Genomic DNA, 25539 nt, shown 5'->3' with positions numbered 1-25539 from the left:
CTGATCATAAAAAGATCAGAATTTGTATCATTTTATTTCTGATCTGCAAATTTAAGGAAAAATAAAACCTCAAATAAATTTGAGGGTGATAAATAACATTTTTTTAAAAAAGAAACCCCAGAATCTGATCTGGGGCTTGATGGTTATGGGTGCTAAAGACTGTCATTTATTCATCCATATCATCCAGAATTTTTTCCAGCTTTCTGGCATTGCGGCCATAAATATATTTTGTCCATAGGACAATACTTGTAACCAGCCAAAGCGTTCCGATAAGCACTGCCAGAATTAAAGCCTGCTGATGTCCTTCTGAAAGTCCGTTCAGCGATTTCCCCCTTTTTTCAAGAGTATTGTAGATGAGAAGACCGATGGTAATTAAAAAGTGCGGAAGAAGCAGAAATCCGAAAGACTGATATCTTTCCATATTGAGGCGAAGCTCATGATAGATCTTCCAGAGACTGTTTTTCGTGTTGCCGGTATAAAGGCCGGTTTGCTTATAAAATCTATAAAATCCGTACAGATAGTAGCATGATATGACTGCCATCATTACATACGATGTATAATAAATAACATACTGCGAGGAAGGAAATCCAAACTGGAAAGGGAAAAATGCAATGAGAATAATGGCGAGCACCTGTGCGGGGAATTCCTTTTTCATGCTTTTCCGGATCCTTTCAATAGGATGTTTGCTTTCTTTTAATTGTTCTATCGTGTCTGGAATATGAACATTGCTTTCTTCGTTATTCCATTGCTCTTTTAATTGATCAAAATTCATAACCTGTTTTTTTTATGATTTGCTGTATTTTTTCTTTTGTTCTGTTGAGTTTTACACGGGCATTACCTTCACTGAGCCCAAGATTGCCTCCTATTTCTTTGTGCGACATTCCTTCCATGAAATAGAATATCACTGCTTTTTCCAAAGGATTCAGTTCCTGAACAGCATTGTAAAAGATCTCCAGCTGCTTGTCTTTTGTAGGGTTGTAATCTTCACTTTGCACCTCAAAATGTTCAGGAGTATCACTATGGTTCTGGGTTCTTTTCTTTTCCTTTTTAAGATAAGTAATCGCTGTATTGATCGCGACACGATACATCCAGGTAGAAAACTCGCTGTCTCCTTTGAAATTCCGGTAAGATTTCCATAGCTGGATGAGAATCTCCTGCTGAAGGTCTTCCCGGTCTTCCGGAGAATCAGCATAGATCCGGGAGGCTTTGTATAAGATGCCTTTGTGCTGGTTGACCAGCTTTAAAAAAGTGGCTTCAGTCTGACTGCTCACGATAATTTCATGGTTTGGGTTATATTATAGTTCTGATACCGGTTTTACAGTATATCCTTTTGCTTTGAGCAGTTTGATGATTCCATGATCTCCCATAAGATGAGCACCTCCCACAGCAAAAAGATTACTTCCTTTTTTCATCATGTCCGGCATTTTTTCTGCCCAGTTTTTATTTCGGTCCGTAAGCATTGCTTTCTCTTGTTTATCACTCATAAATTTATCATTTTTAAAGAGACTGTAAACGGATTGTACATCTTCTTTTTTGAAGGCTTCCATCATGTCTTTAAGAAGGCTTTCATATTCTTTACCCATTTTCAGCTGCGTAATGACTTCTTTCAGATCATATGCTTTGTTGATAGAGATCAGCTGGTCTTCCACTTTTTCAAGTCCGTCAATACTCTTTTTCTTTTTAAGAGCAGCTTGTAAAAGTTCTATTTCATAAGATTTTATTTCAGTCTGCGGACATGGAACGGCTTTCATTGAAATCAGGGCGTACAGTGCTTGGGAAGAGGAATTATCCATGTTTTTCAGGGTAGTTCCGTAGTCAGCAAGAATTTTGTCAAGTTCCTTTGCTTCCTCTGTCGTAAGCTGGTCAGATAATTTTTTATCTGCTTGAAACATTCCCTGCAATGCTTTCATTTCTGCCGGATCTGTATAATTGATTTCCATTACAAAGCGGTCTGTTTTTTCAAGAGCTTTTGATACTTTCGGTTTTATTTCAAAATCCTTACTACACATGATGTGGCAGGTTCCGGTAATATAAGAAGGTTTTGAAAGTCCGTTTCCTGTTACTTCCCAGAGAACACTGTTTTCACTGTTCTGTTTTTTATCCTGTGCGTTGGTTGTCATAAAAACCACTGAAGCTAATGCTGCGAATCCAAGTTTTACTAAATTTTTCATGATATAATTTTTTTTGATTTTCTATTCTTTTAAACAGTAGGTAAGTGCGGTACACCACTCGTTACAGTTTTTTTTTGAAAAAAATAAAACCTCCTTGCGAAAGGAGGCCTGTAAAATCTAAAATTATGATGATAACCAGTTGGTTAGGATAGCTTTCAGGATTCTGAAATTTTGGGATGATCAGATTTAACTGCTTTTCTTTTCCTTAAAAAATAGATCACGGCAGCTATGATCAATAAAAGTGGCCAGGCGGTAATAAGACCTACTATGATCTTCTGAATCAGATAAAAGCCTTCTACAAAAGCATTTTTAGCGTCATATATGAAATTGAATTTGTATTTGTTATCAATATTGGTTGTGTTGGTAACCGCAATCTTGGCAACACGTATTTGAGGCTCCTTAATGTAGAGATCAATGGTGCTGTATTTAAGATCATTTCCTGTATTCATATTAGCCAGCTTCTGAAGATTTCCTTCGGACATATTCTGGTCATCCAGCTCCACCTTATCTTTTGTGGCTTTAAGCTTGCTGATGTTATCGCCTGTTTTTTTGATTCTTGTACCTTCCATTTCAGCATATTTAATGTCGAAGGTTACATCTTCCGCATGAATGACCCTTGAATTAAGAAATAGCTTTTTATCGTTAATGAACGCTAAAAACTCACTCAGCTTTTCAGAAGGAACACGGGCCTGCATTGTATTTTCTGTCTGATATTTTTTTATAAGTACGGCTTCTTCCCCGGAGGTATTATAGGTGTTTTCAGAAACTACATTGCTGGTAAGGTTGCTGTGGGTAACAAAACCTCCCAGTTCCTGAACAGATTTTTCAATGGAAACTGTTGCTTCATACACATCTTTTACTTCCATATTTACATCTGCAGTTTTAATGAACTGCTTATCCTTTACCCTGATGGAAGCGGCAGAGGATATACTGTCTGTAATTGGAACAGCAGCAGAATCTGTCGTTTCGTATGCTTTTATTTCAGCAGTGGAGGCTTCTCCTTTCCTGCATGAAAAAATTCCTGATAAAAGAATGGCAGATAATGATAATTTGAGGTACGTTGTTTTCATAGCATTGATATTTAAGGTTTTGTATCCCAAAGTTCAGGCCGGATCTTTTGTAACCTTTGAAAATCAGGCGTAAAAAACTTGTAAAGAGGAATTCGGTTTTAATGGGTTGTAAATGAAGGTTTTGTAAAATAACCGGCAATGGATGTCTTTGTTTTCGGAGTAATTTTTGCTTATCTTTTACAAATCAATCCCACAAATCATTACTATGTCAAATACTTTTTCCAAAATCAGAAATGTAATAGAATTATTCAGATCCATAGATTTTGAACAATTAGGTTCTATTTCCCAGAAAGTGGATCTTCCGAAACTGATGCAGAATTTCTCTAAGCTGGATGATAAACAGCTGCACGGATTAATGAAAATGCTGGATCCGGATAAGAAAAAGAAAGAACTTCCGCCTATTGATGGTGATTTCTACGATATTTATCACACTCTGACACCGGAACAACGGGAAATTCAGCTTAAAGTAAGGGCATTTATGGAAAAAGAAGTAAAGCCATTGGTGAACCATTACTGGCTCAGAGATGAATTTCCTTTTGAACTGATTCCGAAATTTCAGAAGCTTAACATTTGTGGAGTAACCTATGAAGGATATGGATGTCCGGGGATGCCCTTTCTGATGGAAGGGGTTATTGCCATGGAAATGGCCCGGATAGATGCTTCCATAGCAACTTTCTTTGGAGTTCAGTCCGGTCTGGCAATGGGGTCTATCTATATTTGCGGATCGGAAGAGCAAAAACAGAAATGGCTTCCGCAGATGCAGAAATTTGAAAAGATCGGAGCTTTTGGCCTTACAGAACCTGAAGTAGGTTCCGGAGCTGCCGGTGGATTGACGGTAACCTGTAAAAAAACACCCGAAGGCTGGATTCTTAACGGTCAGAAAAAATGGATCGGAAATGCCACATTCGCCGATGTAATCATTATCTGGGCCAGAGATCTGGACAGCGGTGAAGTGAAGGGGTTCATTGTTGAAAAAGATAATCCCGGATATTCCGTTGAGAAAATCAAAGGAAAAATGGCTCTGAGAATTGTACAGAATGGACTGATTACATTGAAAGACTGTCTGATTACTGAAGAAAACCGCCTGCAGCATGCAGACTCATTTAAAGATACCGGAAAGGTTCTCCGGATGACAAGGGCCGGAGTGGCATGGATGGCTACCGGATGCGCAAGGGGAGCATATGAAAGCGCACTGGATTATACACGAAAAAGAGAACAGTTCGGAAAACCGATTGCTTCATTTCAAATGATCCAGGGGCATCTTGTGGAGATGCTTTCCAATCTTACAGCAATGCAGACCATGGTTTTCAGGCTTTCTGAAATGCAGGATGAAGGCATATTAAAAGATGAACATGCTTCACTGGCCAAGGTTTTCTGTACCCTGAGAACCAGGGATATTGTTTCCAGGGCAAGAGAAGTTATGGGTGGAAACGGTATCTTGCTGGAATATGATGTTGCACGGTTTGTGGCAGATGCTGAAGCGATTTACTCTTACGAAGGAACAAAAGAAATTAACTCCCTGATTGTAGGAAGATCAATCACGGGATTCAGTGCGTTTATTTGAGACAGGTGGTAGATAGCCGGCGGCAGGTATTGAAATGCATTGTTGCAGTCCAGTACCTGCTAGCTAACTAAATTTTTATACTTCTCTTTATTGTCAATAATCACCCAGATATTGATCAGAGAAAGAACAACAGCCATAATAATGCCTACCTGGCTGGGATCTCTGTAGACATTCTGAAGCACAATTCCAACCATTACCGGAAGGATTACAATTGCACCTAATGCTCTGGTTTTTGGGAAGATGAATAATATTCCGCCAATAATCTCCACAATGCCAACCAATGGAAACAGCCAGCCGATTTCATTGAATGCTGCATAAATTTTCATTTGTTCATCGGTCATTTTTGGCATGGGTGAATATTGAAAAAATTTATTCAATCCTGCATTAATAAACATAAGAGCAAACAACAGGCAAATAATGAATTTTACGATTTTCATAATTGATGTTTTTATATCAAATTTAATATAAAAACATCGTATTTTTAATAATTTTCAAATAAAAATATATTATTGGTATTAATCATGTGCTGATCGTGATTTTTTATTTCCAGTCTTTCCATTTATGTTCAATGTTCATATTTTCATTTGAAGAAAATCTGAACCATTACATCCATGGATCAGTCCATTTCCTTCAGCGTAATATTCTTGGAAATTTTGTAGCTTTTTTTCTTCTTATTGGGTTTCTCTTCTTCTCCAAGCAATTTTCCCCACGGTTTTAGACCTTCCACTCTTTCAAAAATAATCTTGATAATGGCAATAGCCGGAATACACAGGAACATGCCAGCAATTCCCCAAAGGTGCTCACCCAAGATAATTCCGATGAAAGAAAATAAGGCATTGATCTTTACTTTGGAGCCGACAACAAAAGGTAAAACAATATTTCCGTCAACAATATGTACGGCAATATATCCGATTGCTACATAAATACAGGTAGAGGGTGTGCCAGTTGCAAAAGCAATAAAACAAGAGATTAATAATGATAAACAAATGCCCAGATAGGGGATTACATTCAGTAGGCCTGTCAGGACAGCAAGAAGAACAGCATATTTTACCCCCAGAACAGTAAGAACAACAGAGGTGAGTATTGAAACAATTAAGACCTGCAGACAGAGCCCGAAAATATATTTTTTTGTCATCACCCGAATTTCAGTGACCACCTCCTGTACGCTGGCTTTATGCTTTTCATTAAAGACAGTGACAATAAAGTTATTCAGAATCCTTCTGTAATTTAAGATAAAAATGAAAAACAAAGTGAAGAATACAATGAATCCGAATCCTGAAGAAAATATCCCGAAAGTAAAGCCAAGAATCACTCCGGAAGAAGAAAGCAGTTTATTCAGCCCCTGATTAATATAATCCAGCTGTTCATCAACTTTTACATTAAATGTTTTGGAAATCCAGTGCTGCAGACTGTTGAATACTGTAGTTACCTGATCCCTGAGATGGGGAATATCTTTACTGAAATCAGAAAGCTGCGATCCGAAGAAATAAATAAGCCCTGATAAAATTGCCAGCATGATAAATACTGAAGTCATGGTGGATACGGATCTCGGAAACCTTAATCTTCTTTCCATAAAAGTAGCAGCCGGAAGAAAAAGCATGGCCATTAAGAAAGCCAGAAAGAACGGCGCTAATATGCTTTGTCCCAACGCAAGCAGATAGCCAAGTCCAATGATGGAAATAACAACAAGCGTGAGGTTGACAAGGAAAGGAAGTCGGAGAAAGTTCATAATTTTTCAAATCTGTAGGATAAAAATAAGAAAACCTGCCGAATTGAAAGTTCATTTTATCTTAATTAACATATTTCTTTTCTCTGGTGAAATATAACAGACAGCTCCTGTGGTACCTCTGTTTTCCGTATTCTAAAATGATGAAATCTCCATTCACAATAAAAAAACGCATCCCAAAAAATATGAGACACGTTTCCTTATTGAGAGTTGATATGTTATCAATTAATTTTCGATTGCAATATCAATTACTTCCTCCATTCTGTTAACGTAATGTACAGTAAGGTTCTTCAGATAATCTTTTTTGATTTCTTCCACATCTTTTCTGTTGGCTTCACAAAGGATAACCTCTTTGATGCCGGCTCTTGTTGCCGCAAGAAGTTTCTCTTTGATTCCGCCTACAGGAAGAACCTTTCCTCTTAATGTAATCTCACCGGTCATGGCAAGGTGAGGTTTTACCTTTTTATTTTTAAATGAGGAAACCATTGAGGTAAGCATGGTGATTCCCGCAGAAGGGCCATCTTTTGGAGTAGCTCCTTCCGGAACATGCACGTGGATATTTTTCTTGTCCAGATCTTCCTGAGGAATACCCAGTTCATCATGTTTAGCTTTGATATATTCTAAAGCAATTGTTGCCGATTCTTTCATAACAGTTCCCAGATTTCCGGTCATCGTTAAAGCTCCTTTGCCGTTGCTCAGGATACTTTCAATATAAAGAATATCGCCACCTACACTGGTCCAGGCAAGTCCGGTTACTACACCGGGTACTCCTGTGATTTCAGATAAGCTTTTCGGTTTTGGAACTCCAAGAATCTCATCTACTTTTGCTACCGATATTTTAGGATCATATTCTTTCATTAACGCTGTCTGTAAAGCGGTCCATCTCGCAATGGAAGCAATTCTTTTCTCAAGGGTTCTTACCCCGCTTTCTGAAGTGTGCGCTTCAATAATATGTTTTAGTTCAGCGTTGCCCAGTTTAAAGGATTTAGAATCAAGTCCGTTTTCTTCCTGTTGTTTTTTGATGAGGTGTCTTTTGGCGATTTCGGTCTTTTCTTCCAGGGTATATCCTGCAATTTCTATAATCTCCGTTCTATCCAAAAGTGGAGTCTGAATGGTGGAAAGAGAGTTTGCAGTAGCAATAAACATTACTTTAGACAGGTCATATCCCATTTCCAGGAAGTTGTCGTAGAATGATTTATTCTGTTCAGGATCAAGTACTTCTAACAATGCGGAGCTTGGGTCTCCGTGAAGCCCCTGCCCAATCTTATCAATTTCATCCAGTACAATCACCGGATTAGAAGTACCTGACTTTTTAATAGACTGAAGGATTCTTCCCGCCATTGCTCCGATATAAGTTTTTCGGTGGCCGCGGATCTCACTTTCGTCATGAAGCCCGCCCAGAGATAGCCTTACATATTTTCTTCCTAATGCATCAGCAACCGATTTTCCTAAGGAGGTTTTTCCTACTCCCGGAGGCCCTACAAGCAATAGGATAGGAGATTTCATGTTGTTTTTTAATTTTAAAACAGCCATGTGCTCAAGAATTCTTTTCTTGATGTCTTCCAACCCGAAATGAGCTTTATCTAATATTTTTTCAGCTTTTGCAATGTCAAAAACATCCTTTGTATAGGTTTCCCATGGAAGATCTGTAAAGAAATCAAGATAATTTCTCTGAACATTGTAGTCGGGTGAATTGGGGTTCTGACGCTGCAGTCTGCTGATTTCTTTCTGGAAGTGTTCTTCCACTTCCTGGCTCCATTTTTTAGCCTTGGCCTTAATGATAAGGTCTTCGACATCACTTTCGGGTCCTCCTCCCAGCTCTTCCTGGATGGTTCTGATCTGCTGGTTAAGAAAATATTCTCTCTGCTGCTTATCAAGGTCTTTAGATGTTTTCTGATGGATCTGATTTCTGAGCTCCAGCTTTCTGAAGTCCTCATGCATCATTTCGTAGCATTTATTGGCTCTGTTCATCAGGTTTTTTTCTTCAAGAAGCCCTTGTTTCTCAGGGGATGAGAAACTGGCATTGGTGCAGATGAAATTCAGAAGATCATCATTGCTGCTGATATTTTTAATCGCAAAATTAGCTGCGTTAGGAATGTTAGGGTCCAGCTCTATAATTTTCAAAGCCAGATCCTTGATGTTTTCCAGCAGGGCGTCGTATTCCTCCCTGTTTTTAGGTCTGGAGTCTTTTAGTTTTGTGATCTCTGCCTTAAAATAAGGGCGGTTATCTACGATCTTTTTAATTTTAAATCTATGAAATCCCTTTGTAATAGCCGTAATATTACCCTCAGGAAGTTTGATGATTTTGATAATCTTGGCAAGCGTTCCGGTCTGGTAAATATCCTTCTCGTCCGGCTGCTCCAGATCTGAATTTTTCTGGCTTACAATTCCGATGAAATCTCCGTTTTTCTGCGCTTCCTCAAGAAGCTGTATCGATGTTTTCCTTCCGGCAGTAATAGGAATTACCACGTTTGGAAACATTACCATATTTCTTACGGGAAGAATAGGGAATACTTTCTGCTCGGAATTCTTATCCGTTTCCGAAAAGTCTGAAAGATTGATCTCTTCAGCCACAATATCAAACCCATCGCTGATCATTTCCTCTAAACTCATATCTTCAAATTTCGTCATAATTATTTGGGGTGACAAATTGTCATCTTCGTTTTAAATCATTAAAGTGATCACTCACAATATGCACTGAAAATGCTAAGCATATTATGGTCTTCTAAAATGCACAATACTTATGCCATTTGTTTTTTGTTAAAAAATATGGCCAAAATTTCCTTTTTTCAATACCTTCCGTCGGAAAAAAATTAAAATAAAGAAGTTCTGTTTCTCTAATTTCTTAAAAATGTGTATTTTCGCAAACTGATAAAAAACTATAATTTATAAAATGGCAATTTTAGGACAGATTAGGAGTAAGCCTTGGCTATTAATGGGGGTGATTGCATTGGCGCTTTTAGCGTTTTTGGTGAACCCGGACAGTATCGACAAGGTTTTTGGTAAAAATCCTGATGTTTTAGGAAAAGTAAATGGTGAGAAAATCACCCGCGAAGAGTTCAATGACCAGCTTTTCGTGCTGCAACAGCAGGCTGACCAGCAGGGCCGTCCAAAAAACGGGCTTGAAGAGCAGGCTTGGCAGTTACTTGTACAATCCAAACTTATCAAGCAGCAGTTTGAGAAACTGGGCTTTGAAATGACAGATGATTATTTCTGGAATCAGATCCAGTACGACCAGATGTTTGCTCAGAATCAACAGTTCTTTGATGAGAAAGGTAACTTTAAAACACAAGAATTAAAAAAACAGGTTGAAACATTACAAAGCACCGATCCACAGGGATATAACCAGTGGTTGAAGACCAGAAAAACAATCGAGTACAGATTGATGGCCAGACAGGTGTTTGCCAATATTTCAGGAGGAATTACTACAGGAAAGAAAGAAGCTGAAGAGCTGATGAAGCAGAGAGACCAGCTTGCTGACATCGATTTTGTAAAGATCGATTATGCTGCTTACCTTCAGAAAACAAAGATCAATGTTTCTACACAGGATCTTGCCAACTATATCAACCAGCACCCTGTAATGTTCAAAGCCGAACCAAGCAGAAACCTTGGTATTGTATATTTCCCTTCTCAGCCTAGCGCAGCAGATGATGCGGCAGCTCAGAAAGAAATTACAAAACTGTATTCAGGGGGAACAGATGCAAGCGGAGGTACAGAGAATTTCCAGAACACAAAGAACGACTCTATGTTTGTAATGGCTAATTCTGATATGCCTTTTAATGCTCAGTATATGAAGCCTAACCAACTGCCTCAGACTATTCAGGCGCAGATTCCTACGGCAGCTATCGGACAGGTGTTCGGACCTTACAAAGAGCAGAATTTCTATGTGGTTTCTAAACTGTTAGATAAAAAGACATCAGATTCTACTTTATCAAGACATATCCTTATTGCTTTCAAAGGAAGCCCTGCAGGAGAAGGTGTTACAAGATCTAAAGAACAGGCTAAAAAACTGGCAGATTCTATCGGAGCTATTGTAAAGGCAAATCCAGGTAAATTCACAGACTTTATCAAACTTTCTAATGACCCAAGTTCTGCAGCGCAGGGAGGAAGCTTAGGATGGACAACTCCGGAAACTCCTTTCGTACCGGAATTCCTTAAGTTCCTTGCAGCAAATCCTAAGGGAGCCACAGGGGTAGTAGAAACTCAATTTGGATATCATATCATCAATATTGAAGATAAAAAAGCGGGGGCAATGAGCTATAAAGTGGCTAACCTTGTAAAAGAAGTTAGGCCTTCCGATGCTACAGAAGCAGAATCTGACAAAAAAGCAAGAAAATTTATTCAGCAGGTACAAGGGAAATCTTTCAACGATTTCGTGAATATTGCTAAAAAAGGAAATTATCAGTTCTCCAACCCTAAAACGGCTAAAAGATTTGACGGACAGCTTCAGGGGCTTGGTACTGACAAAGATGGAGAAATCCTGAGCTGGGCTTTCAATAAGAAGAGAAATAAAGGAGATACAGAATTCTTCACTGTAGAAGGAACAGGAGATAAAATCGTAGTATACCTTAACGGAAAACAGGAAGCAGGTCTTGCTGATCCTGAATCTGTAAGAGATCAGATTGAAATGATTGTTAAAAACAAACTGGCTGCCAAGCAGATTTCTGATAAAATTGCAGGAGCTAAAGCTTCTAACTTAGATCAGATCGCTAAATTATTTGCATCCACAAAACAATCTGCTCAGGTAAATATCCTTAACCCTTCAGTAGCAGGTGCTATGGAACCTAAAGTAGCAGGTGCTGCATTTGGAGTAGCGAAAGGAAAACTTTCTAATCCTATTGAAGGAGGAACCGGAGTTTATGTACTGATCAAAAAATCAGAAACAGTAAACAAACAGCCTGGAGATCTTAAGCAGTTCACAGAATCCGTTACTCAGAGAAACTCTGGTATGTTCGGACAGGCCTGGATGAAGAGCCTTCAGGACAATGCTGATATCAAAGATTACAGAACTGAGATCTGGGAAAAGCTGGGAAATCAGCAGCAATAAGAAATTAATTTTTACAGATAGAAAACCACCAGAATTTTTTGGTGGTTTTTTGTATTTAACGCAGAGCAATAAAGAAAAACATTAATTTAAAATGTATTATATTTGCTCATTAGAAAAAATTTAGCAAGTGAAGTTCAGTAAAGAATTAAAAGCTGGTGTGATCGCACTTTTGGCTATTGTAGGCTTTGTGTTGTTGTTTCAATTCATGAAGGGCAGAAGCCTTTTTACTACCGATAATATATTTTACGCGAAATACGATAATGTAGAAGGGCTGGCACAGTCTTCTGCGGTTTCTATCAATGGATTAAAGGTAGGGCAGGTTGATAAAATCATTCCTCAGACCTCTAAAGACGGAAAAATCAATTTCATCGTAAAAATTACGGTGGATGATAAATTCGAATTTTCCAAAAATTCAACTCTTGAGATTTTTGAGCCGGGTCTGATGTCCGGAAAAGAAATGAGAGTAAACCTTGTATACGGAGGCCCTACTGCAAAAGACGGAGATACGTTAAAAGGAGCTTTCAAGCTGGGAACGCTGGGAAGCCTTTCTTCACAGGTAGGTCCTGTAAAAGATCAGCTTCAGACCGTTTTGTACAGAGTAGATTCTTTGATGGCGAATGCCAATCAGATAGTGGATGCACAGAACAGAGAAGAGATCAGAGCCCTTCTGGCTAATCTTAATAAAACCGTAGGAGCCCTACAGACCACTGCAGGAAGTGTAAACAGCCTTGTAGGACACAATGATCCAAAACTTCAGAAGGTGCTTGATAATGCTGCCGTTACAATGGAAAGCGGGAAGGTAACTCTGGATAAATACGGAAACCTGGCAGAAAGTATTGATACCAAAAAACTTAACGCCACTATTGCAAGCCTGGATGCTACAGTAGGAAAACTGAACCAGGTGATTGCAGGAGTAGATAACGGGCAGGGAAGTTTAGGAAAGCTCATGAAGGATGAGCAGCTTTATAACAATCTGAATGCTGCCTCTACCAACCTGAATTCGTTGATCGAAGATATGAAAGCCAATCCTAAGAGATACATCAATTTCTCAGTTTTTGGAAAGAACAATAAAGACTAAAATAGCCTTATGGAGTACATTGATAACATTATTTTTCTGATCTTACTGGTTGCCGGGTTCGGGCTGTTTGCCAAAAGCCTGCAGAAGATCTACAGAAATATTAAACTGGGAAGAGAAATCAACAGAAGCGACAGGAAATCTGAACGCTGGGAAACCATGGCCAGAGTTGCGATGGGGCAGAGCAAGATGGTAAAACGTCCTGTAGCTGGTATTCTTCACCTTTTTGTCTATGTAGGATTCATTATTATCAATATCGAACTTATTGAAATTATTGTGGATGGATTGTTTGGAACCCACAGATTTCTGGCTTCAATTCTGGGACATGGTTTCTATAACTTCTTTACAGCAACACTGGAAATTCTGGCATTGCTTGTTGTCATCGGTGTAGTGGTATTCTTTATCAGAAGAAACTTCTATGGGGTGAAAAGGTTAACAATGAAGGAACTTTTCGGATGGCCGAAACACGATGCCAACTGGATTCTTATCATTGAATTTGCCCTGATGATGGCCTTCTTCAAAATGAATACTGCAGACTGGGTTCTGCAACAGAGAGGACTTCTTCCTGAGCACGGAAGCTTTCCGATCAGTTCTACAGTATTGGCGCCGATCTTCAGTGGTTTCAGTGACGGATTCCTGTTCTTTACAGAAAAAGCAGCATGGTGGTTCCACTTCGTGGGAATCCTTTTCTTCATGAACTATCTTTATTACTCAAAGCACCTGCATATTATCCTGGCATTTCCAAGTACATGGTTTGCGAACCTTGATAAAAAAGGAAAATTCAATAATCTAGATTCAGTAACTAAGGAAATTAAGCTTATGATGGACCCTAATGCTGATCCTTACGCTGCTCCGGCAGAAGAGGCAGAAGCAGATGTTCCGTCGAAATTTGGTGCTGAAGATATTTTTGACCTGAATCAGGTTCAGCTTCTGAATGCTTATTCATGCACGGAATGCGGACGTTGTACTTCAGTGTGCCCTGCTAATATTACCGGTAAAAAACTCTCTCCAAGATTGATCCTGATGAAAACCAGAGACCGATTGGAAGAAGTAGGAAGAAACATAGATAAAAACGGAAAATTTGTAGATGACGGCAAAAAACTTCTGAACGACTATATCACCAAAGAAGAACTGTGGGCATGTACTACATGTAATGCCTGTACAGAAGCCTGTCCGGTATTGCTTGATCCGCTTTCCATCATTTTTGAAATGAGAAGATTCCTTGTGATGGAACAGTCTGCTGCTCCACAGGAATTAAATCTTATGATGACCAATGTGGAAAATAATGCTGCGCCTTGGCAATATAACCAGGCCGACCGTCTGAATTGGGCTAATGACTAAAACCTTAAAGATGAGAAAACTATTCCTATCCTTTTTACTGATCTGTTCTGTCTTTATGATGGCTCAGTCAGCAGATGAAAAGAAAATCCTTGAAGATTCACAGTCATTCATGTCCTTGCTGGAAAAGAAGGATTATGACATGATGCTGGACATGACCCATCCCGGAATTTTTGAAAAAATGGACAAAAGCACATTGTCCAACTCTTTCAAAGCAATGCTTGAAGGCAATGAAGAATTCAAAATAGAGATTATAAATACAGATAAGAATGCTTTCAGTGTATCACAGGTCTTTAAAACAGGAGATGGTGTAAAATATGCTTTTGTTACTTATCCGATGAAAATGAAAATGACCTTTCTTAAGGAGAAATTTGATGAGGAAAAGAAAAAGATGATGCTGGGGATGATGGAAATGCAGGGGATGAAAGCTCAGTTTACCAATGATTCCGCTTTGGAAATGAGCAAAGAGAGTATGATCATTGCGCTAAATGATAAAGTAACCAAAGGATCCTGGAAATATCTGAACTATGATGAAGCCAATCCTCTGTACGTTTCAGTAGTTCCGGCAGAGATTATGACAAAAGCTAAGGAATACTATGCTGATTTTTTAATTAAACAGAAAAAGAATGCAAATTAAAACAATGGCAGAATATGCTGCCGAAGGAAAATCCCCTGAAGTTTTATTTTGGGTTGGATGTGCCGGAAGTTTTGACGACCGTGCCAAAAAAATTACAAAAGCATTTTGCAAAATATTGAATAAAATAGGTGTGGAATTTGCAGTTCTGGGACAGGAAGAAAGCTGTACCGGAGATCCTGCAAAACGTGCCGGAAATGAATTTGTTTTCCAGATGATGGCCCTTACCAATATTGAGGTATTGAATGCCTATGAAGTGAAAAAAATCGTTACAGCATGCCCGCACTGTTTCAATACCCTGAAAAATGAATATCCAAGCCTTGGCGGGAATTATGAGGTGGTTCATCATACCCAGTTCCTTAAAAGCCTTATGGAAGAAGGGAGATTAAAGATTGAAGGCGGGGCTTTCAAAGGAAAGAAAATTACCTTCCATGATCCATGTTACCTTGGGAGAGCCAATGATGAATATGAAGCACCAAGAGTACTTCTTGAAAAACTGGATGCTGAGCTGGTAGAAATGAAAAGATGCAGAACAAACGGTTTGTGCTGTGGAGCAGGAGGAGCGCAGATGTTTAAAGAACCTGAAAAAGGAAATAAAGACATCAATATCGAACGAACAGAAGAAGCATTGTCTTTTGAGCCTAAAGTTATTGCCACCGGATGTCCTTTCTGCAATACGATGATGACGGATGGCGTGAAACATTTCAATAAGAATACGGAAGTAGCTGTAAAAGACATTGTAGAGCTTCTTGCTGAAGCCGAAGATCTGTAAAATTCTTATCCATACAATAAAGAACCCAGGCCCAGTCCTGGGTTTCTTTGTCTTCACCTCAATGAATTGTAGATTGAATAAAAACGATATTAATCAGATTGAAGGTTTATTTCCTGTAAGGATAGATAAAAAGTAAAGACAGAAGAAAGGTGTAAACTTAAAGAACCTTGCATTTCAAAAAATAAACGAAGCGGCTTTATATACCTTAAAACGCTCAATTATCATTTACTATTGTTTACCTTTGCGCTTAATTATAGAAAATTATCATCCCTGACTTTTGCTCCTGATAAGGAATATTTCTTAATTTTATACTTTAAAAATTGACAGGGTATAGAAATCATCTTACAGAATTTTTTGATTGATAAACAAAGATGTAAGTGGGGAATTATATCCAATAAAAAATAAATGCTTAGATATGAAAATTGAAGAATCCAATATTGTAGAAACCAACGACTACAGAGTGATTATATACCCGGCATCAAGACCTTTTGAAACAAAAGAGGCTAAAATAATTACTGAAAAGCTGTTCGACTTCCTTGCTACATGGGCAGCTCACGGAAAACCACTTTCTTCTTCATTTAAAATTGAAAAAAATCAGTTTATCGTGGTTTGTGTGGATGAAGAGAAAGAAATGGCTTCCGGATGCAGCATTGATGCTCTAGGGAAGGTCATGAGAGAGATTGATGAAGAGTATAACCTTGGACTTTTCGACAGGATGAAAGCAAGCTTTGTAGAAAACGGTGAAGTTAAAACTCTGAAATTAATTGATTTTAAAACCCGGTTAAGAAACGGAGAATTATCTAAAGATATTCAGGTTTTTGATTTCTCTAAAAATACATACCTGGACTTTTTAAGCCATTTTTTACTTCCGCTTGAAAAAAGCTGGGCAGCAGGTATTGCTTAAGAATATCATACAATATAACATTTAGAACTTTAAATTGAAGCCTTCTGGCAGTTTTCTGTTGAAAACCGTTTTGGAAAAGTCTTCAATATAAGGTTCTTTTTCTTTGATAACTCTGCACGGGTTTCCTACGGCAATAGAATTCGACGGGATATCTTTAGCAACAATAGAACCGGCCCCGATGACTACATTGTCTCCTATAGTAACCCCCGGAAGAATTACCGAATTGGTTCCCACAAATACATTATTCCCGATGGTAATCGGCGGGCATTTGTCGTGGATGCTATGGTCGTTATGATTGTGATTTGCAGAAATAAGAGACGTTCCTGCTCCAAATCCTACATTATTTCCGATAATGATACCGTTATTCGCCTGAATATAGATATTCGGATTGTCTCCGGGATCACATAAAATCCCTTTCTTAATATTCTGGTAGGCTCTTACCTCTGACGTAAAATGAACCGGCCATGGAACATTCCCGTTAATTCTCAGGAATTTCTGAGGAATAGTATACTGAAAAAAAAGAACATGGGGAAGCATGTATTCGTATTTCTGACGGTAATACTGCGGATAGAAAAAATTATTAATTCGGTGAAATATCTGGTACTCAATAAATTTTTTAATCGGATTCATTCTTTTTCAGCATAAACATGATGTAAAAATACAAAAATCCATAGCCTAAAAACAAAAACAGGGAAAAAATACCCACCAGGTAGCTGATTCCTTTTTCTTTTCCGATTAAGATTGCTGCAATATTGGCAAAGAAAAGATAAATATTAAAAATAAGAGCTATATTACTCTTCTTCAGAATCAGCAATACATCAGAAATAGGATTGATAAGACTTCGGGTAAGATAACCGAATGACATCAGGAAAATAAACAGCCCCAGATGTTCCCAGTTTTTATTGAAAAATAATTTCAGAACCGGTATTCCGGCTATATTGATCAGAAGATAAAGCGCAAAAATAATATAAAAATTCATCAGGCTCATCTTTCGGGTATAGGCAAACAGCTCGCTTCTGCTTTTACCACGGTTATTGATTTCTGCAGCTTTCGGATAATATACCGTTGCAATAGAAGAGGATATCAGAAGAAGTGGAACAGACATGATCTTTACCGCTAAAGAATATTCACCAAGCAGCGCGTCTGCAAAGTAAAGAGAGATCAGAATCGGCATTATATTATTGCCAAGGGCATTGATCAGCGTAGAAGGATAGGTATATTTAAAAATTTCAGGTCTTTTTTTTGTATTGGCCAGATACCTTTTGAAATCAGGTTTTACAAAATAATTCCGGGAATAATAAACTGCGGCAAAAAAAGCTGTCAGAAATCCAATCAGACTACCGATAACAAGTCCGTTTTCAATCTTAAAAAAAACAAATATTACCTGAAACAGAAAGCTCACAACAGAATCTATAATAGTTAGGATGGAAACCTGTTTAAATAATTTTTTTTTAGCCAGAAGAAATTTGGCATTATTGGTAAATAAGTAAATAAATCCGGAAAAAATCCCTAAAAACAGAATATCTTTAGAAATATGGAAAGGCAGAAGTACCAGCAGAAAGCTGGTGAGGGTAACTCCTGCGGAGATAATGCCCGAAGCACTGAAATTATTATTAATATCCTGCCCGTTTCCTTCAAGCATGATCTGATGTTCCTGTGCCAGACTCAGAACGATGGCAAATATGCTCATAATACTCAGATAAATACTGAAAACACCATATTCTGATGATCCGTAATATTTAGCCAAAAGAAGGCCTCCGATCACCAGCACAAACTTCGAAATGAAATTTCCTTTGAAGATAGTGGTAATGTGACTGCCGTTTATTCTTTTGAGTTTGTTTAAAAACATGTTAAAATATTACATGGACAAATATATAATTATACATTTGCATAAAAAAGATTATTGAAAATTAACAGCAGATGAAATTCAACTTCAGATATTTTTTTGCAGCGAAATTTAGTGCGATCCTGTTTTTACTGATTTCATGCGGGCGTGATGATGACTCTTTGCAAAGGATTGACCAGATCATGAACATTTATGTAACCAATGAGGCCGGACAGGACCTGCTGAATGCTAAAAAGCCAGGCTCCTACACGGGATATTCCGTTAATGATATTGATGGCGACAAAGATATTTCTCCGGTTCCGGTTTCGCTTAAAATGACGGCCGATTCATTGTACTATTTTGAATATATTGCCGGTGCAAAAAGAAAAGTATTTGATTCCATCAGTCCTGATAGCAAAAATTTCCGTTCCAGGATGACCTTTACTTATTCCAGAAAAGAGGGTGAGCAAACGGTTACAGAAAGTGATGTTATGGAAATTCACTACCGGTGGACCCCTTCTTTATTCCAGATTTCGGAAGTATTGTACAATGGAAATCCTGTATTTTCAAAAGGAGCAGATGAACCTAACTCAATAAATAAGGTTACTATCGTAAAATAATTTTAAATTTGTAAAATGGTTAGCTTAATATTTGAGTTAACCTTCTAATATTTAACATCTAAATAAAATGTTACAAGTCAATTTTTTGCGCGACAATAAAGAACGCGTTTTAGAAGGTCTTAAAAAAAGACAGTTCAAAAATCTTGAGTTGGTAGACGAGGCTATCGCTGCTGACGACGAAAGAAAAAGAATCCAGTTTGAATTAGATTCGCAACTTTCCGAAATCAACAAAATCTCCAAAGAGATCGGGCTTTTGATGAAAGAAGGAAAAAAAGAAGAAGCGGAATCGGCAAAATCTAAAACAGCACAATACAAAGAGTCGAGTAAAGAGCTACAGTCCCAGTTAGATGTTACGGAAAAGGCCTTACTGGATATTCTCTATCAGTTACCTAACATTCCTAATGAACAGGTAAAAAGCGGAGCTTCTGCGGATGATAATGAGATTATTTATCAGTCTCATGATGTGGCAGGTCTTGGAGAGGGAGCAATTCCTCACTGGGAACTGGCTAAAAAATATAACCTGATTGATTTTGAATTAGGTGTAAAAATCGCCGGAGCAGGATTTCCTGTTTATTTAGGAAAAGGCGCCAGGCTGCAAAGAGCTTTGGTTCAGTATTTCCTGGATAAAAATGTAGATAAAGGATATACAGAAGTTAATCCGCCTCACGTTGTGAATGAAGCTTCTGGTTTCGGCACCGGACAGCTGCCTGATAAAGAAGGACAGATGTATTACATCAACGAGGATAATTTATATCTGATTCCTACAGCTGAAGTTCCTGTAACGAATCTTTACCGTGATGTATTGTTTGATGAAAAGGATCTTCCGGTGAAAAATACCGCTTTTTCCCAGTGTTACAGAAGAGAGGCGGGAAGCTACGGAGCTCATGTAAGAGGTCTGAACCGTCTTCACCAGTTTGAAAAAGTAGAAATCGTAAGAATTGAAAAACCGGAAAACTCCTATGCCGTTCTGGAAGAAATGGTTGAACATATCAAGGAAATCCTTACGGATCTTGAACTTCCTTTCAGAGTGTTGAGACTTTGCGGAGGAGATACAGGTTTTGCTTCTGCTATGACGTATGATTTCGAAGTTTGGAGCGCAGCTCAGGAAATGTGGCTGGAGGTAAGCTCCGTATCAAATTTTGAAACATTCCAGGCTAACCGTCTGAAATGCCGTTACAAAGGTGATGGGAAATCCCAGCTGGTACATACGCTGAACGGTTCTGCTATGGCTCTTCCGAGAATTATGGCTGCTTTGCTTGAAAACAATCAGACTGCTGAAGGAATTAAACTTCCTAAGAAAATTGCAGAATATGCGAGATTTGATCTGATCAACTAAACAGAAATCAATTATTTAAAATAGAAACCTCTTATCTTGTGATAGGAGGTTTTTTCTTGATTCGCTTGTTTAAATAAATTCATTACTTTTGCGGCTAAAACTTAACCATGAAAAAGAACGTAAATTTTGTTTTGTATGCTTTCATAGCATTACTTTTTTATTCCTGTGGCGGGAATGATGATGATTCTGTCCAAATAGTTACTGATCCGGTTGTAACAGTGCCGGAAAAAAAGAATACAATAGGAGTAACAGGTGATATTTTCCCGACGACTGCGCTGTTCAGAGGACGTATTGAGCAGAAGGAAGGACAGGTTGAAGTTCCGGGATTTGTTTACTCTACTTCACCCAATCCTACTAAGGGTAATAATCCTTCCGTAGATACCTATACCACAGGGACTACGGATTATAAAGTAACCGTTACCGGTCTGCTGCCGGCTACAACTTATTATGTAAGAGGATATATAAAGACAGGTGAAGGTAAATATACCTATACTTCAGAAACCACTTTTAAAACAACCGGATATTTCGGTACTTCTGGTGCTTATGTTGGCTATGATAAAGGAGAATATAAAGACGGCTGGAGATATATGGAAATTCATCCGCAGAAAGTATATTACGGAACCAGTGCTCAGGGAGCTAATTGGGGAGATTTAAATATCTATATTTCCGGGACTTTACATGATTTTGGTAAAGGACTGGAAAATTCAACCCTTATTGCTAACAACAATCCGGGAGCCAATTGTGCGGCTAAAGTGTGTCTTGACCTGGTAAGAGGAGGAGTTTCTGATTGGTTTCTTCCTTCAAGTGAAGAATTACTTACACTTTCCAAAGAACTTAAAAAAGCTAATATTTCTCTGGCACTGGGAGGAAGCTCAATATGGACTTCCACACAAAAGAATGAGAATTCTGCATTTGATGTTACGTTCCAGATGAATGGTGATATCATCAGCACAGATATGGTAAAACCTCAGAATATGATCGTACTTCCTGTAAGAAGATATTAAAAACTGAGCCTGGCTATTATTACGCATTAACCTGGCTGGTTTACAGATTATTACCGGATTTAGATTAAAAATAGAACCCATCGGAATACGATGGGTTATTATTTTATTCTGTTGTAATCACTACTTTTTTATCCTTATTCACAAGATTTTTATTGTCGATCAGGTCATTTGATCTTACTGTGATCTGTACAGTTCTGTTATCAATCTGTTTTACAAAATCGTGCTTCCCTTCAATCTTTTTAATGGGTTTCTGAAATTTCAGGGTATTGGTAAATGTAAGATTGAACATTCTGAGCATTCCGGCCATTCCTGAGGCCATTTGCTTTCCGTACGCTTCAATGGAATCACTTTTAGTCTGGGGAACTGTATTCACAGGCTGATCTTTTTCCTCCAGCATTTTAAGAATCCCGTCAGAATTAAATTTATCCGTATTAATGGTCAGTGATTTTCCGGTCCAGACAGCAATATCCTGAAGCGGAATTTTTTTCAGGCGTTTGTCGCTGTTCAGGAGCTGTGTAATTTCTGAAGGCATCAGCTTGTCATATTTTAAGGAAAGTCCCAGGATTTCACCTTTATCTTTATTCACCTTCATGTAGAGCTTTTTCAGGGCTTTTGCAGAGTCTTCATTAATGGTGATTTTCCCGTTTTTCTGAACATCATACAGGCTTTTCCATTCTGTGGGAAGATTATCCAGTTCCTTAAGCTTCTGGGAATCTGTACCCAGCATGCTCATCATTCCCATCACGCTTTTGTCCATAAGAATATTGGATTGCATACTTGTAGCAGAATCTTTATAGTAAGTGGTTTCTGTATTAATGGAGCAGGACTGCAGTACGGCAAAAAGTACGGCTGCCCATATCCATTGCATCTGTTTTATCATTGCTTAAATTTTTAGTGGTTTAAATTTAAATATATTATTACAAAACAGATACCAACAAAAAAACTGCTGAATTCAGCAGTCTCTGTTATTCTGTAACGATCACGATGTTTTTATCCGCATTTTTGAATAGTTTCTCCTGATCATAAATGGTCTTAAGGTCATAGCTGATCTTTACGGAGTAATCATCAATCTGCTTAAACCAGTCGTGCTTTCCTGTGATGGATTTTATTTTATTCTCAAACTTCAGGGTCGTGCTGATGTTTTTGAAGAACATCGTCATCATTCCTTCTACTTTTTGAGGGTTGTCTCTGGAGGCCTTTGAAGTTATGGCTGCTTCAAGATTTTTCAGATTAAAATTTTCTGTATTGATGGTAAGTGTCTTTCCGTCCCAGAGATTGAAGATATTCTGATCGACAGGTAATTTCTCATTTTTAATGTAATTGATGAGTACAGAGTAATCATCCGGAGTGAAATGTTCTGTTTTCAGGGAAATGCCGATAGGTTCATCATTTTCCCTGTTGGTTTTCATAAAGATCTTTTTCATGATCCGGATGTGATCCGGATTGGTGTCCCTTACTTCTCTGTTGGTTTGTTCCAGCTCATGAAGGCTTTTCCAGAAAGCGGGAAACTTTTCCAGGTCGCTGTACTCATTCTTATCTCTTAACGAATCCGGAGTTGCGGCTTTCATTTCTGCCATAAACCTTCTCATATCAATATCGGTAACAGAAGTAGAGGCCGTATCTTTATGGTAAACAATTTCAGAGCTTACATTACATGATTGCAAGATAAAAAGGCTGATAATGAATACAAAAAATAGTTTCGTCATGAAAATGATTACAATGTGCTGATTTAATGACAGTTTGAAGAGGTATGGTCGTGCCCTTCAATGTGGCAGTTGGCTCCGTTATGATCTCTGGAAATACCCATTGCTTCTGCTCTTGGTGAGATATAGGGAATGCCCAGTTCAAGCCCTCTCAGAATAAAAAGCCCTCCCAGAATGATCATAATTACAGGAACAGCTTTTAAGACTTTCAGTCTGAAAGCCTGATTCATGAGATTTCCGGCTAAAACTACGGCAAACATGAACGGAAGGGTTCCCAATCCGAATAAAGCCATATATAAAGCTCCCTGCCATATCCCTCCGCCTGCAAGGCTTGCGGTAAGGGCCATATAGACCATTCCGCAGGGTAAGAACCCATTCAGAATTCCCGTGGTAAATCTCGACCGGTAATCCGCTTTTTGGAGTAGTCTTCCTAAATTCGATTTTACTGAGAATAGAAAGCCTGAAAGAAAAGGAATTTTTGAGGCAAAATCTTTTCCTCCGAAAGAAAATACAGCCATAACGATCAGGAGAATTCCTGCCGTGATGGTAAGATACTGCTGGAAGCCTGCCATTTCAAACCCTTCTCCTACAATTCCCAGAATAGCCCCCAAAAGAGAATAGGTTAAAATCCTGCCAAACTGATAGGTAAGGTTCTGGAGGTAGAAATTCGCAGCCTGCTTTTTGGTAAGTCCCATCGACAGGGCAATAGGTCCGCACATTCCGATACAGTGAAAGCCGGAAGCAAATCCTAAAGCGATAGCCGATACAACAAGTCCTATTTCCATATCACATCATAATCCATTCTGTAGTCTGTCTTATCCTTGGTCCAGGACAGTCTTAAGGTGTAATTACCCATCTTTAAAACCTGGGAAGGGATTACAAAAGACTGGCTGGCATCAAGCTGTACAGATTTTTTGATATCTAAATTCTGATCGTCGGTTCTGTTTAAAACAAATTTTACCGTAGTATTGGTATTGTTGTAATCTTTTGGAAAAGTGATTTTAATTCCGTCTTTTGTCTGGCTGTATACAGGTTTCTCCTGCAGTTCGTCAGCTCTTTTCTTCGCATCAATTACATCCTGATACTGAAGTTCTTCCTCATAGTAATTGTCCGTTACCATTTCAGAGTTTTTCTGCCCGTTCGGGAAAAGAAACAGCATGGATAAAATAAAAACAATGAATGCAAATAATGCAATAACAACACCGTGTCCCCAACTAAAGTTTTTCATCTTTTAAAATTAAAATTGCAGTTTGAATGGTCCTTCAAAATAAGTCTGGTAAGAGTCTACCAGTTTTCCTTTCATATCATATACGCCAATGGTGATATTTTGTTTAGAAAGCTTCATTTCACCTTCCGGGAAGCTGATATTGATGGTTCCCTTTGAAATTTTATCACGGTCTATTTCAATCTTGCTTGAAGCACTGTAGGTAATTTCTCCGTGAGCAGGATCAATAACTTTTATCGTTACGATTTTTTTATCATTGGTTTTATTCAGGAAGGTATAATTATATGTATTGGTAATTTTTCCATCCCTTACAAAGAATGTACTTCCGGCGGGTTTGATGAACTTAGCCTCCATTTCTCCTCTGTTGTACAGAAGAAAGCCTAAAAATCCAACCAGGAGGACCAGGAATACTGTAAAGCCTTTCATTCTTCCTGTAAACCTGAATGGAGTTTCTTTTTCAATTTCGTTTTCGGAGGCATATCTGATCAGCCCTTTCGGCAGACCTACTTTATCCATTACTTCGTCGCAGGCATCAATACAGGCAGTACAGTTAATACATTCCAGCTGCTGCCCGTCACGGATATCAATTCCCGTAGGACATACCACAACGCATTGATGACAGTCGATACAATCCCCTTTTCCGGCAGCTTTTCTGTCTTCTCCTTTTCTCCATTTGGATCTGTTTTCTCCTCTTTTAAAGTCATAGAAAACGTTGATGGTATCTTTATCAATCAAAACACCCTGAAGTCTTCCGTACGGACAAACCAATGTACATACCTGCTCTCTGAACCATGCAAATACAAAATAAAAGGCAGCGGTAAAGAGAATCATCACCATAAAGTTGGTAGGATGGGCAAATGGTCCTTCAGATACAATTTTGATCACTTCTTCATAGCCTACAATATACATGAACATAAAGTGGGTAATGATGAGTGAGATCACAATATATACGGACCATTTCAGACTTCTTTTCCAGATTTTTTCACTGTTCCATTCCTGTCTGTCCAGCTTCATCTGCTTGTTGCGGTCTCCTTCAATAAGGTACTCAATTTTACGGAAGATCGATTCCATAAAAATTGTCTGAGGACATATCCATCCGCAGAAAATTCTTCCGAACGCAATCGTAAAAACGATAATAAAAATTAAAGAGGCAATAGCACCTAAAGTCAGGATGAAAAAATCCTGCGGATAAAAAGGCTGCCCGAAAATGAAGAACTCTCTGTCAATAACATTGAATAAAAAGAATGGATTGCCGTTGATCTTCAAAAACGGTATGGTAAAATAAACAATTAATAAAAGATAGCTTACAATATTTCTATAGTTGGTATATTTCCCTTTTGGTTTTCTTGGAAATACCCATTTTCTTTTTCCGGATTGCTCCATTGTCCCTATAGAATCTCTGTAAGTTTCAGGGTCCAGAACCTGTCCCTGTCCGCCTCGTACTTCTGTTTCTTCTATGTCTGACATATTGTGTATGTTTTAAAAAAGAAAAAACATAATTCGTTACTATTTTTTAATCTAATAA

General features: G+C 38.3%; 24 protein-coding genes. 10 read left to right on the top strand and 14 right to left on the bottom strand.

Features of this window, described 5'->3' with window-relative positions; genetic code table 11:
• Nucleotides 1–166 precede the first annotated feature (166 nt).
• The 4 genes from AOB46_RS09685 to AOB46_RS09670 all read right to left on the bottom strand — a co-directional run bounded on the left by AOB46_RS09685 (nt 167) and on the right by AOB46_RS09670 (nt 3241).
• On the bottom strand, nt 167–772 hold the full coding sequence (locus AOB46_RS09685; RefSeq protein ID WP_062698735.1) for a hypothetical protein: 606 nt from the start codon (nt 770–772) through the stop codon (nt 167–169).
• Nucleotides 762–1271: an RNA polymerase sigma factor gene (locus AOB46_RS09680; protein ID WP_062698734.1), complete on the bottom strand. Its 510-nt coding sequence runs from the start codon at nt 1269–1271 to the stop codon at nt 762–764. Before AOB46_RS09680 ends, AOB46_RS09685 begins: the two co-directional genes overlap by 11 nt.
• A gap of 24 nt (nt 1272–1295) precedes the next feature.
• Entirely contained in the window at nt 1296–2171 is an 876-nt protein-coding gene (locus AOB46_RS09675) for a TraB/GumN family protein (RefSeq protein WP_062698733.1), read from the bottom strand.
• A gap of 155 nt (nt 2172–2326) precedes the next feature.
• Nucleotides 2327–3241, bottom strand: coding sequence for a DUF4349 domain-containing protein (locus tag AOB46_RS09670; RefSeq protein WP_062698960.1), 915 nt, complete (start codon nt 3239–3241; stop codon nt 2327–2329).
• Between the two features lie 205 nt (nt 3242–3446).
• Here AOB46_RS09670 and AOB46_RS09665 point away from each other — a divergent pair, with 205 nt between their 5' ends.
• The gene (locus tag AOB46_RS09665; RefSeq protein WP_062698732.1) at nt 3447–4805 is read left to right on the top strand and encodes an acyl-CoA dehydrogenase family protein; all 1359 of its coding nucleotides are present in this window, start codon (nt 3447–3449) and stop codon (nt 4803–4805) included.
• Between the two features lie 59 nt (nt 4806–4864).
• Here the strand turns inward: AOB46_RS09665 and AOB46_RS09660 are convergent, their stop codons facing one another.
• The 3 genes from AOB46_RS09660 to lon form a co-directional block, all read right to left on the bottom strand.
• Nucleotides 4865–5242 (bottom strand): DoxX family protein, encoded by a 378-nt coding sequence (locus AOB46_RS09660; RefSeq protein WP_062698731.1) that lies wholly within the window; start codon nt 5240–5242, stop codon nt 4865–4867.
• A gap of 179 nt (nt 5243–5421) precedes the next feature.
• Nucleotides 5422–6534: an AI-2E family transporter gene (locus tag AOB46_RS09655; protein ID WP_062698730.1), complete on the bottom strand. Its 1113-nt coding sequence runs from the start codon at nt 6532–6534 to the stop codon at nt 5422–5424.
• Between the two features lie 222 nt (nt 6535–6756).
• A complete protein-coding gene (gene lon / locus AOB46_RS09650) occupies nt 6757–9162 on the bottom strand; it encodes an endopeptidase La (RefSeq protein ID WP_062698729.1) in 2406 nt (801 codons plus the stop codon).
• A 262-nt stretch (nt 9163–9424) separates the two neighbouring features.
• Here lon and AOB46_RS09645 point away from each other — a divergent pair, with 262 nt between their 5' ends.
• From AOB46_RS09645 to AOB46_RS09620, 6 genes are all read left to right on the top strand, one after another.
• Nucleotides 9425–11578: a peptidylprolyl isomerase gene (locus AOB46_RS09645; protein ID WP_062698728.1), complete on the top strand. Its 2154-nt coding sequence runs from the start codon at nt 9425–9427 to the stop codon at nt 11576–11578.
• A gap of 127 nt (nt 11579–11705) precedes the next feature.
• Nucleotides 11706–12656: an MlaD family protein gene (locus tag AOB46_RS09640; RefSeq protein ID WP_062698727.1), complete on the top strand. Its 951-nt coding sequence runs from the start codon at nt 11706–11708 to the stop codon at nt 12654–12656.
• A gap of 9 nt (nt 12657–12665) precedes the next feature.
• Complete coding sequence (locus AOB46_RS09635; RefSeq protein WP_062698726.1) at nt 12666–13994, top strand: (Fe-S)-binding protein; 1329 nt, start codon at nt 12666–12668, stop codon at nt 13992–13994.
• Between the two features lie 10 nt (nt 13995–14004).
• Nucleotides 14005–14628, top strand: a complete 624-nt coding sequence (locus AOB46_RS09630) for a hypothetical protein (RefSeq protein ID WP_131724347.1) — start codon at nt 14005–14007, stop codon at nt 14626–14628.
• Nucleotides 14618–15397, top strand: a complete 780-nt coding sequence (locus AOB46_RS09625; RefSeq protein ID WP_062698724.1) for a (Fe-S)-binding protein — start codon at nt 14618–14620, stop codon at nt 15395–15397. Before AOB46_RS09630 ends, AOB46_RS09625 begins: the two co-directional genes overlap by 11 nt.
• A 415-nt stretch (nt 15398–15812) precedes the next feature.
• On the top strand, nt 15813–16301 hold the full coding sequence (locus AOB46_RS09620) for a hypothetical protein (protein ID WP_062698958.1): 489 nt from the start codon (nt 15813–15815) through the stop codon (nt 16299–16301).
• A gap of 21 nt (nt 16302–16322) precedes the next feature.
• On the opposite strand, the gene AOB46_RS23705 is transcribed toward AOB46_RS09620, so the two are convergent.
• Together AOB46_RS23705 and AOB46_RS09610 are read right to left on the bottom strand one after the other, a co-directional pair.
• A complete protein-coding gene (locus tag AOB46_RS23705; RefSeq protein ID WP_062698723.1) occupies nt 16323–16931 on the bottom strand; it encodes an acyltransferase in 609 nt (202 codons plus the stop codon).
• Nucleotides 16918–18150 (bottom strand): oligosaccharide flippase family protein, encoded by a 1233-nt coding sequence (locus AOB46_RS09610; RefSeq protein ID WP_062698721.1) that lies wholly within the window; start codon nt 18148–18150, stop codon nt 16918–16920. The genes AOB46_RS23705 and AOB46_RS09610 overlap by 14 nt, the downstream gene beginning before the upstream one ends.
• Nucleotides 18151–18221: 71 nt before the next feature.
• On the opposite strand from AOB46_RS09610, the gene AOB46_RS09605 reads away from it, so the two are divergent.
• The 3 genes from AOB46_RS09605 to AOB46_RS09595 all read left to right on the top strand — a co-directional run bounded on the left by AOB46_RS09605 (nt 18222) and on the right by AOB46_RS09595 (nt 21086).
• A complete protein-coding gene (locus AOB46_RS09605) occupies nt 18222–18746 on the top strand; it encodes a hypothetical protein (RefSeq protein ID WP_062698720.1) in 525 nt (174 codons plus the stop codon).
• Nucleotides 18747–18813: 67 nt separating this feature from the next.
• The gene (gene serS / locus AOB46_RS09600) at nt 18814–20082 is read left to right on the top strand and encodes a serine--tRNA ligase (protein WP_062698718.1); all 1269 of its coding nucleotides are present in this window, start codon (nt 18814–18816) and stop codon (nt 20080–20082) included.
• 107 nt (nt 20083–20189) lie between these two features.
• Nucleotides 20190–21086, top strand: a complete 897-nt coding sequence (locus AOB46_RS09595) for a hypothetical protein (protein WP_062698716.1) — start codon at nt 20190–20192, stop codon at nt 21084–21086.
• 103 nt (nt 21087–21189) lie between these two features.
• Here AOB46_RS09595 and AOB46_RS09590 read toward each other — a convergent pair whose 3' ends face one another.
• The 5 genes from AOB46_RS09590 to ccoG all read right to left on the bottom strand — a co-directional run bounded on the left by AOB46_RS09590 (nt 21190) and on the right by ccoG (nt 25481).
• Nucleotides 21190–21966 (bottom strand): hypothetical protein, encoded by a 777-nt coding sequence (locus AOB46_RS09590; protein WP_062698714.1) that lies wholly within the window; start codon nt 21964–21966, stop codon nt 21190–21192.
• An 85-nt stretch (nt 21967–22051) separates the two neighbouring features.
• Entirely contained in the window at nt 22052–22792 is a 741-nt protein-coding gene (locus AOB46_RS09585) for a hypothetical protein (protein ID WP_062698712.1), read from the bottom strand.
• A 23-nt stretch (nt 22793–22815) separates the two neighbouring features.
• Nucleotides 22816–23574 carry a sulfite exporter TauE/SafE family protein gene (locus AOB46_RS09580; RefSeq protein WP_062698709.1) on the bottom strand — a complete coding sequence of 253 codons (759 nt, stop codon included), beginning with the start codon at nt 23572–23574 and terminating at the stop codon, nt 22816–22818.
• Nucleotides 23565–24017 (bottom strand): FixH family protein, encoded by a 453-nt coding sequence (locus AOB46_RS09575; RefSeq protein WP_062698707.1) that lies wholly within the window; start codon nt 24015–24017, stop codon nt 23565–23567. Before AOB46_RS09575 ends, AOB46_RS09580 begins: the two co-directional genes overlap by 10 nt.
• A gap of 9 nt (nt 24018–24026) precedes the next feature.
• The gene (ccoG, locus tag AOB46_RS09570) at nt 24027–25481 is read right to left on the bottom strand and encodes a cytochrome c oxidase accessory protein CcoG (protein WP_062698705.1); all 1455 of its coding nucleotides are present in this window, start codon (nt 25479–25481) and stop codon (nt 24027–24029) included.
• Between the last annotated feature and the right edge of the window lie 58 nt (nt 25482–25539).

The sequence above is a fragment of the Chryseobacterium indologenes genome, from assembly GCF_001295265.1.
Classification (GTDB): Bacteria; Bacteroidota; Bacteroidia; order Flavobacteriales; family Weeksellaceae; genus Chryseobacterium; species Chryseobacterium indologenes_A.
Note: the sequence above shows the minus strand (reverse complement) of the source record. Positions and strands in the feature narration are given on the sequence as shown.

What these genes read in the sequence shown, in the direction of transcription:
- AOB46_RS09685 (WP_062698735.1), bottom strand. Translation starts at nt 772, where the DNA reads ATGAATTTTGATCAATTAAAAGAGCAATGGAATAACGAAGAAAGCAAT.
- AOB46_RS09675 (WP_062698733.1), bottom strand. Translation starts at nt 2,171, where the DNA reads ATGAAAAATTTAGTAAAACTTGGATTCGCAGCATTAGCTTCAGTGGTT.
- AOB46_RS09670 (WP_062698960.1), bottom strand. Translation starts at nt 3,241, where the DNA reads ATGAAAACAACGTACCTCAAATTATCATTATCTGCCATTCTTTTATCA.
- AOB46_RS09665 (WP_062698732.1), top strand. Translation starts at nt 3,447, where the DNA reads ATGTCAAATACTTTTTCCAAAATCAGAAATGTAATAGAATTATTCAGA.
- AOB46_RS09660 (WP_062698731.1), bottom strand. Translation starts at nt 5,242, where the DNA reads ATGAAAATCGTAAAATTCATTATTTGCCTGTTGTTTGCTCTTATGTTT.
- AOB46_RS09655 (WP_062698730.1), bottom strand. Translation starts at nt 6,534, where the DNA reads ATGAACTTTCTCCGACTTCCTTTCCTTGTCAACCTCACGCTTGTTGTT.
- lon (WP_062698729.1), bottom strand. Translation starts at nt 9,162, where the DNA reads ATGACGAAATTTGAAGATATGAGTTTAGAGGAAATGATCAGCGATGGG.
- AOB46_RS09645 (WP_062698728.1), top strand. Translation starts at nt 9,425, where the DNA reads ATGGCAATTTTAGGACAGATTAGGAGTAAGCCTTGGCTATTAATGGGG.
- AOB46_RS09635 (WP_062698726.1), top strand. Translation starts at nt 12,666, where the DNA reads ATGGAGTACATTGATAACATTATTTTTCTGATCTTACTGGTTGCCGGG.
- AOB46_RS09630 (WP_131724347.1), top strand. Translation starts at nt 14,005, where the DNA reads ATGAGAAAACTATTCCTATCCTTTTTACTGATCTGTTCTGTCTTTATG.
- AOB46_RS09625 (WP_062698724.1), top strand. Translation starts at nt 14,618, where the DNA reads ATGCAAATTAAAACAATGGCAGAATATGCTGCCGAAGGAAAATCCCCT.
- AOB46_RS09620 (WP_062698958.1), top strand. Translation starts at nt 15,813, where the DNA reads ATGAAAATTGAAGAATCCAATATTGTAGAAACCAACGACTACAGAGTG.
- AOB46_RS23705 (WP_062698723.1), bottom strand. Translation starts at nt 16,931, where the DNA reads ATGAATCCGATTAAAAAATTTATTGAGTACCAGATATTTCACCGAATT.
- AOB46_RS09610 (WP_062698721.1), bottom strand. Translation starts at nt 18,150, where the DNA reads ATGTTTTTAAACAAACTCAAAAGAATAAACGGCAGTCACATTACCACT.
- AOB46_RS09605 (WP_062698720.1), top strand. Translation starts at nt 18,222, where the DNA reads ATGAAATTCAACTTCAGATATTTTTTTGCAGCGAAATTTAGTGCGATC.
- serS (WP_062698718.1), top strand. Translation starts at nt 18,814, where the DNA reads ATGTTACAAGTCAATTTTTTGCGCGACAATAAAGAACGCGTTTTAGAA.
- AOB46_RS09595 (WP_062698716.1), top strand. Translation starts at nt 20,190, where the DNA reads ATGAAAAAGAACGTAAATTTTGTTTTGTATGCTTTCATAGCATTACTT.
- AOB46_RS09590 (WP_062698714.1), bottom strand. Translation starts at nt 21,966, where the DNA reads ATGATAAAACAGATGCAATGGATATGGGCAGCCGTACTTTTTGCCGTA.
- AOB46_RS09585 (WP_062698712.1), bottom strand. Translation starts at nt 22,792, where the DNA reads ATGACGAAACTATTTTTTGTATTCATTATCAGCCTTTTTATCTTGCAA.
- AOB46_RS09580 (WP_062698709.1), bottom strand. Translation starts at nt 23,574, where the DNA reads ATGGAAATAGGACTTGTTGTATCGGCTATCGCTTTAGGATTTGCTTCC.
- AOB46_RS09575 (WP_062698707.1), bottom strand. Translation starts at nt 24,017, where the DNA reads ATGAAAAACTTTAGTTGGGGACACGGTGTTGTTATTGCATTATTTGCA.
- ccoG (WP_062698705.1), bottom strand. Translation starts at nt 25,481, where the DNA reads ATGTCAGACATAGAAGAAACAGAAGTACGAGGCGGACAGGGACAGGTT.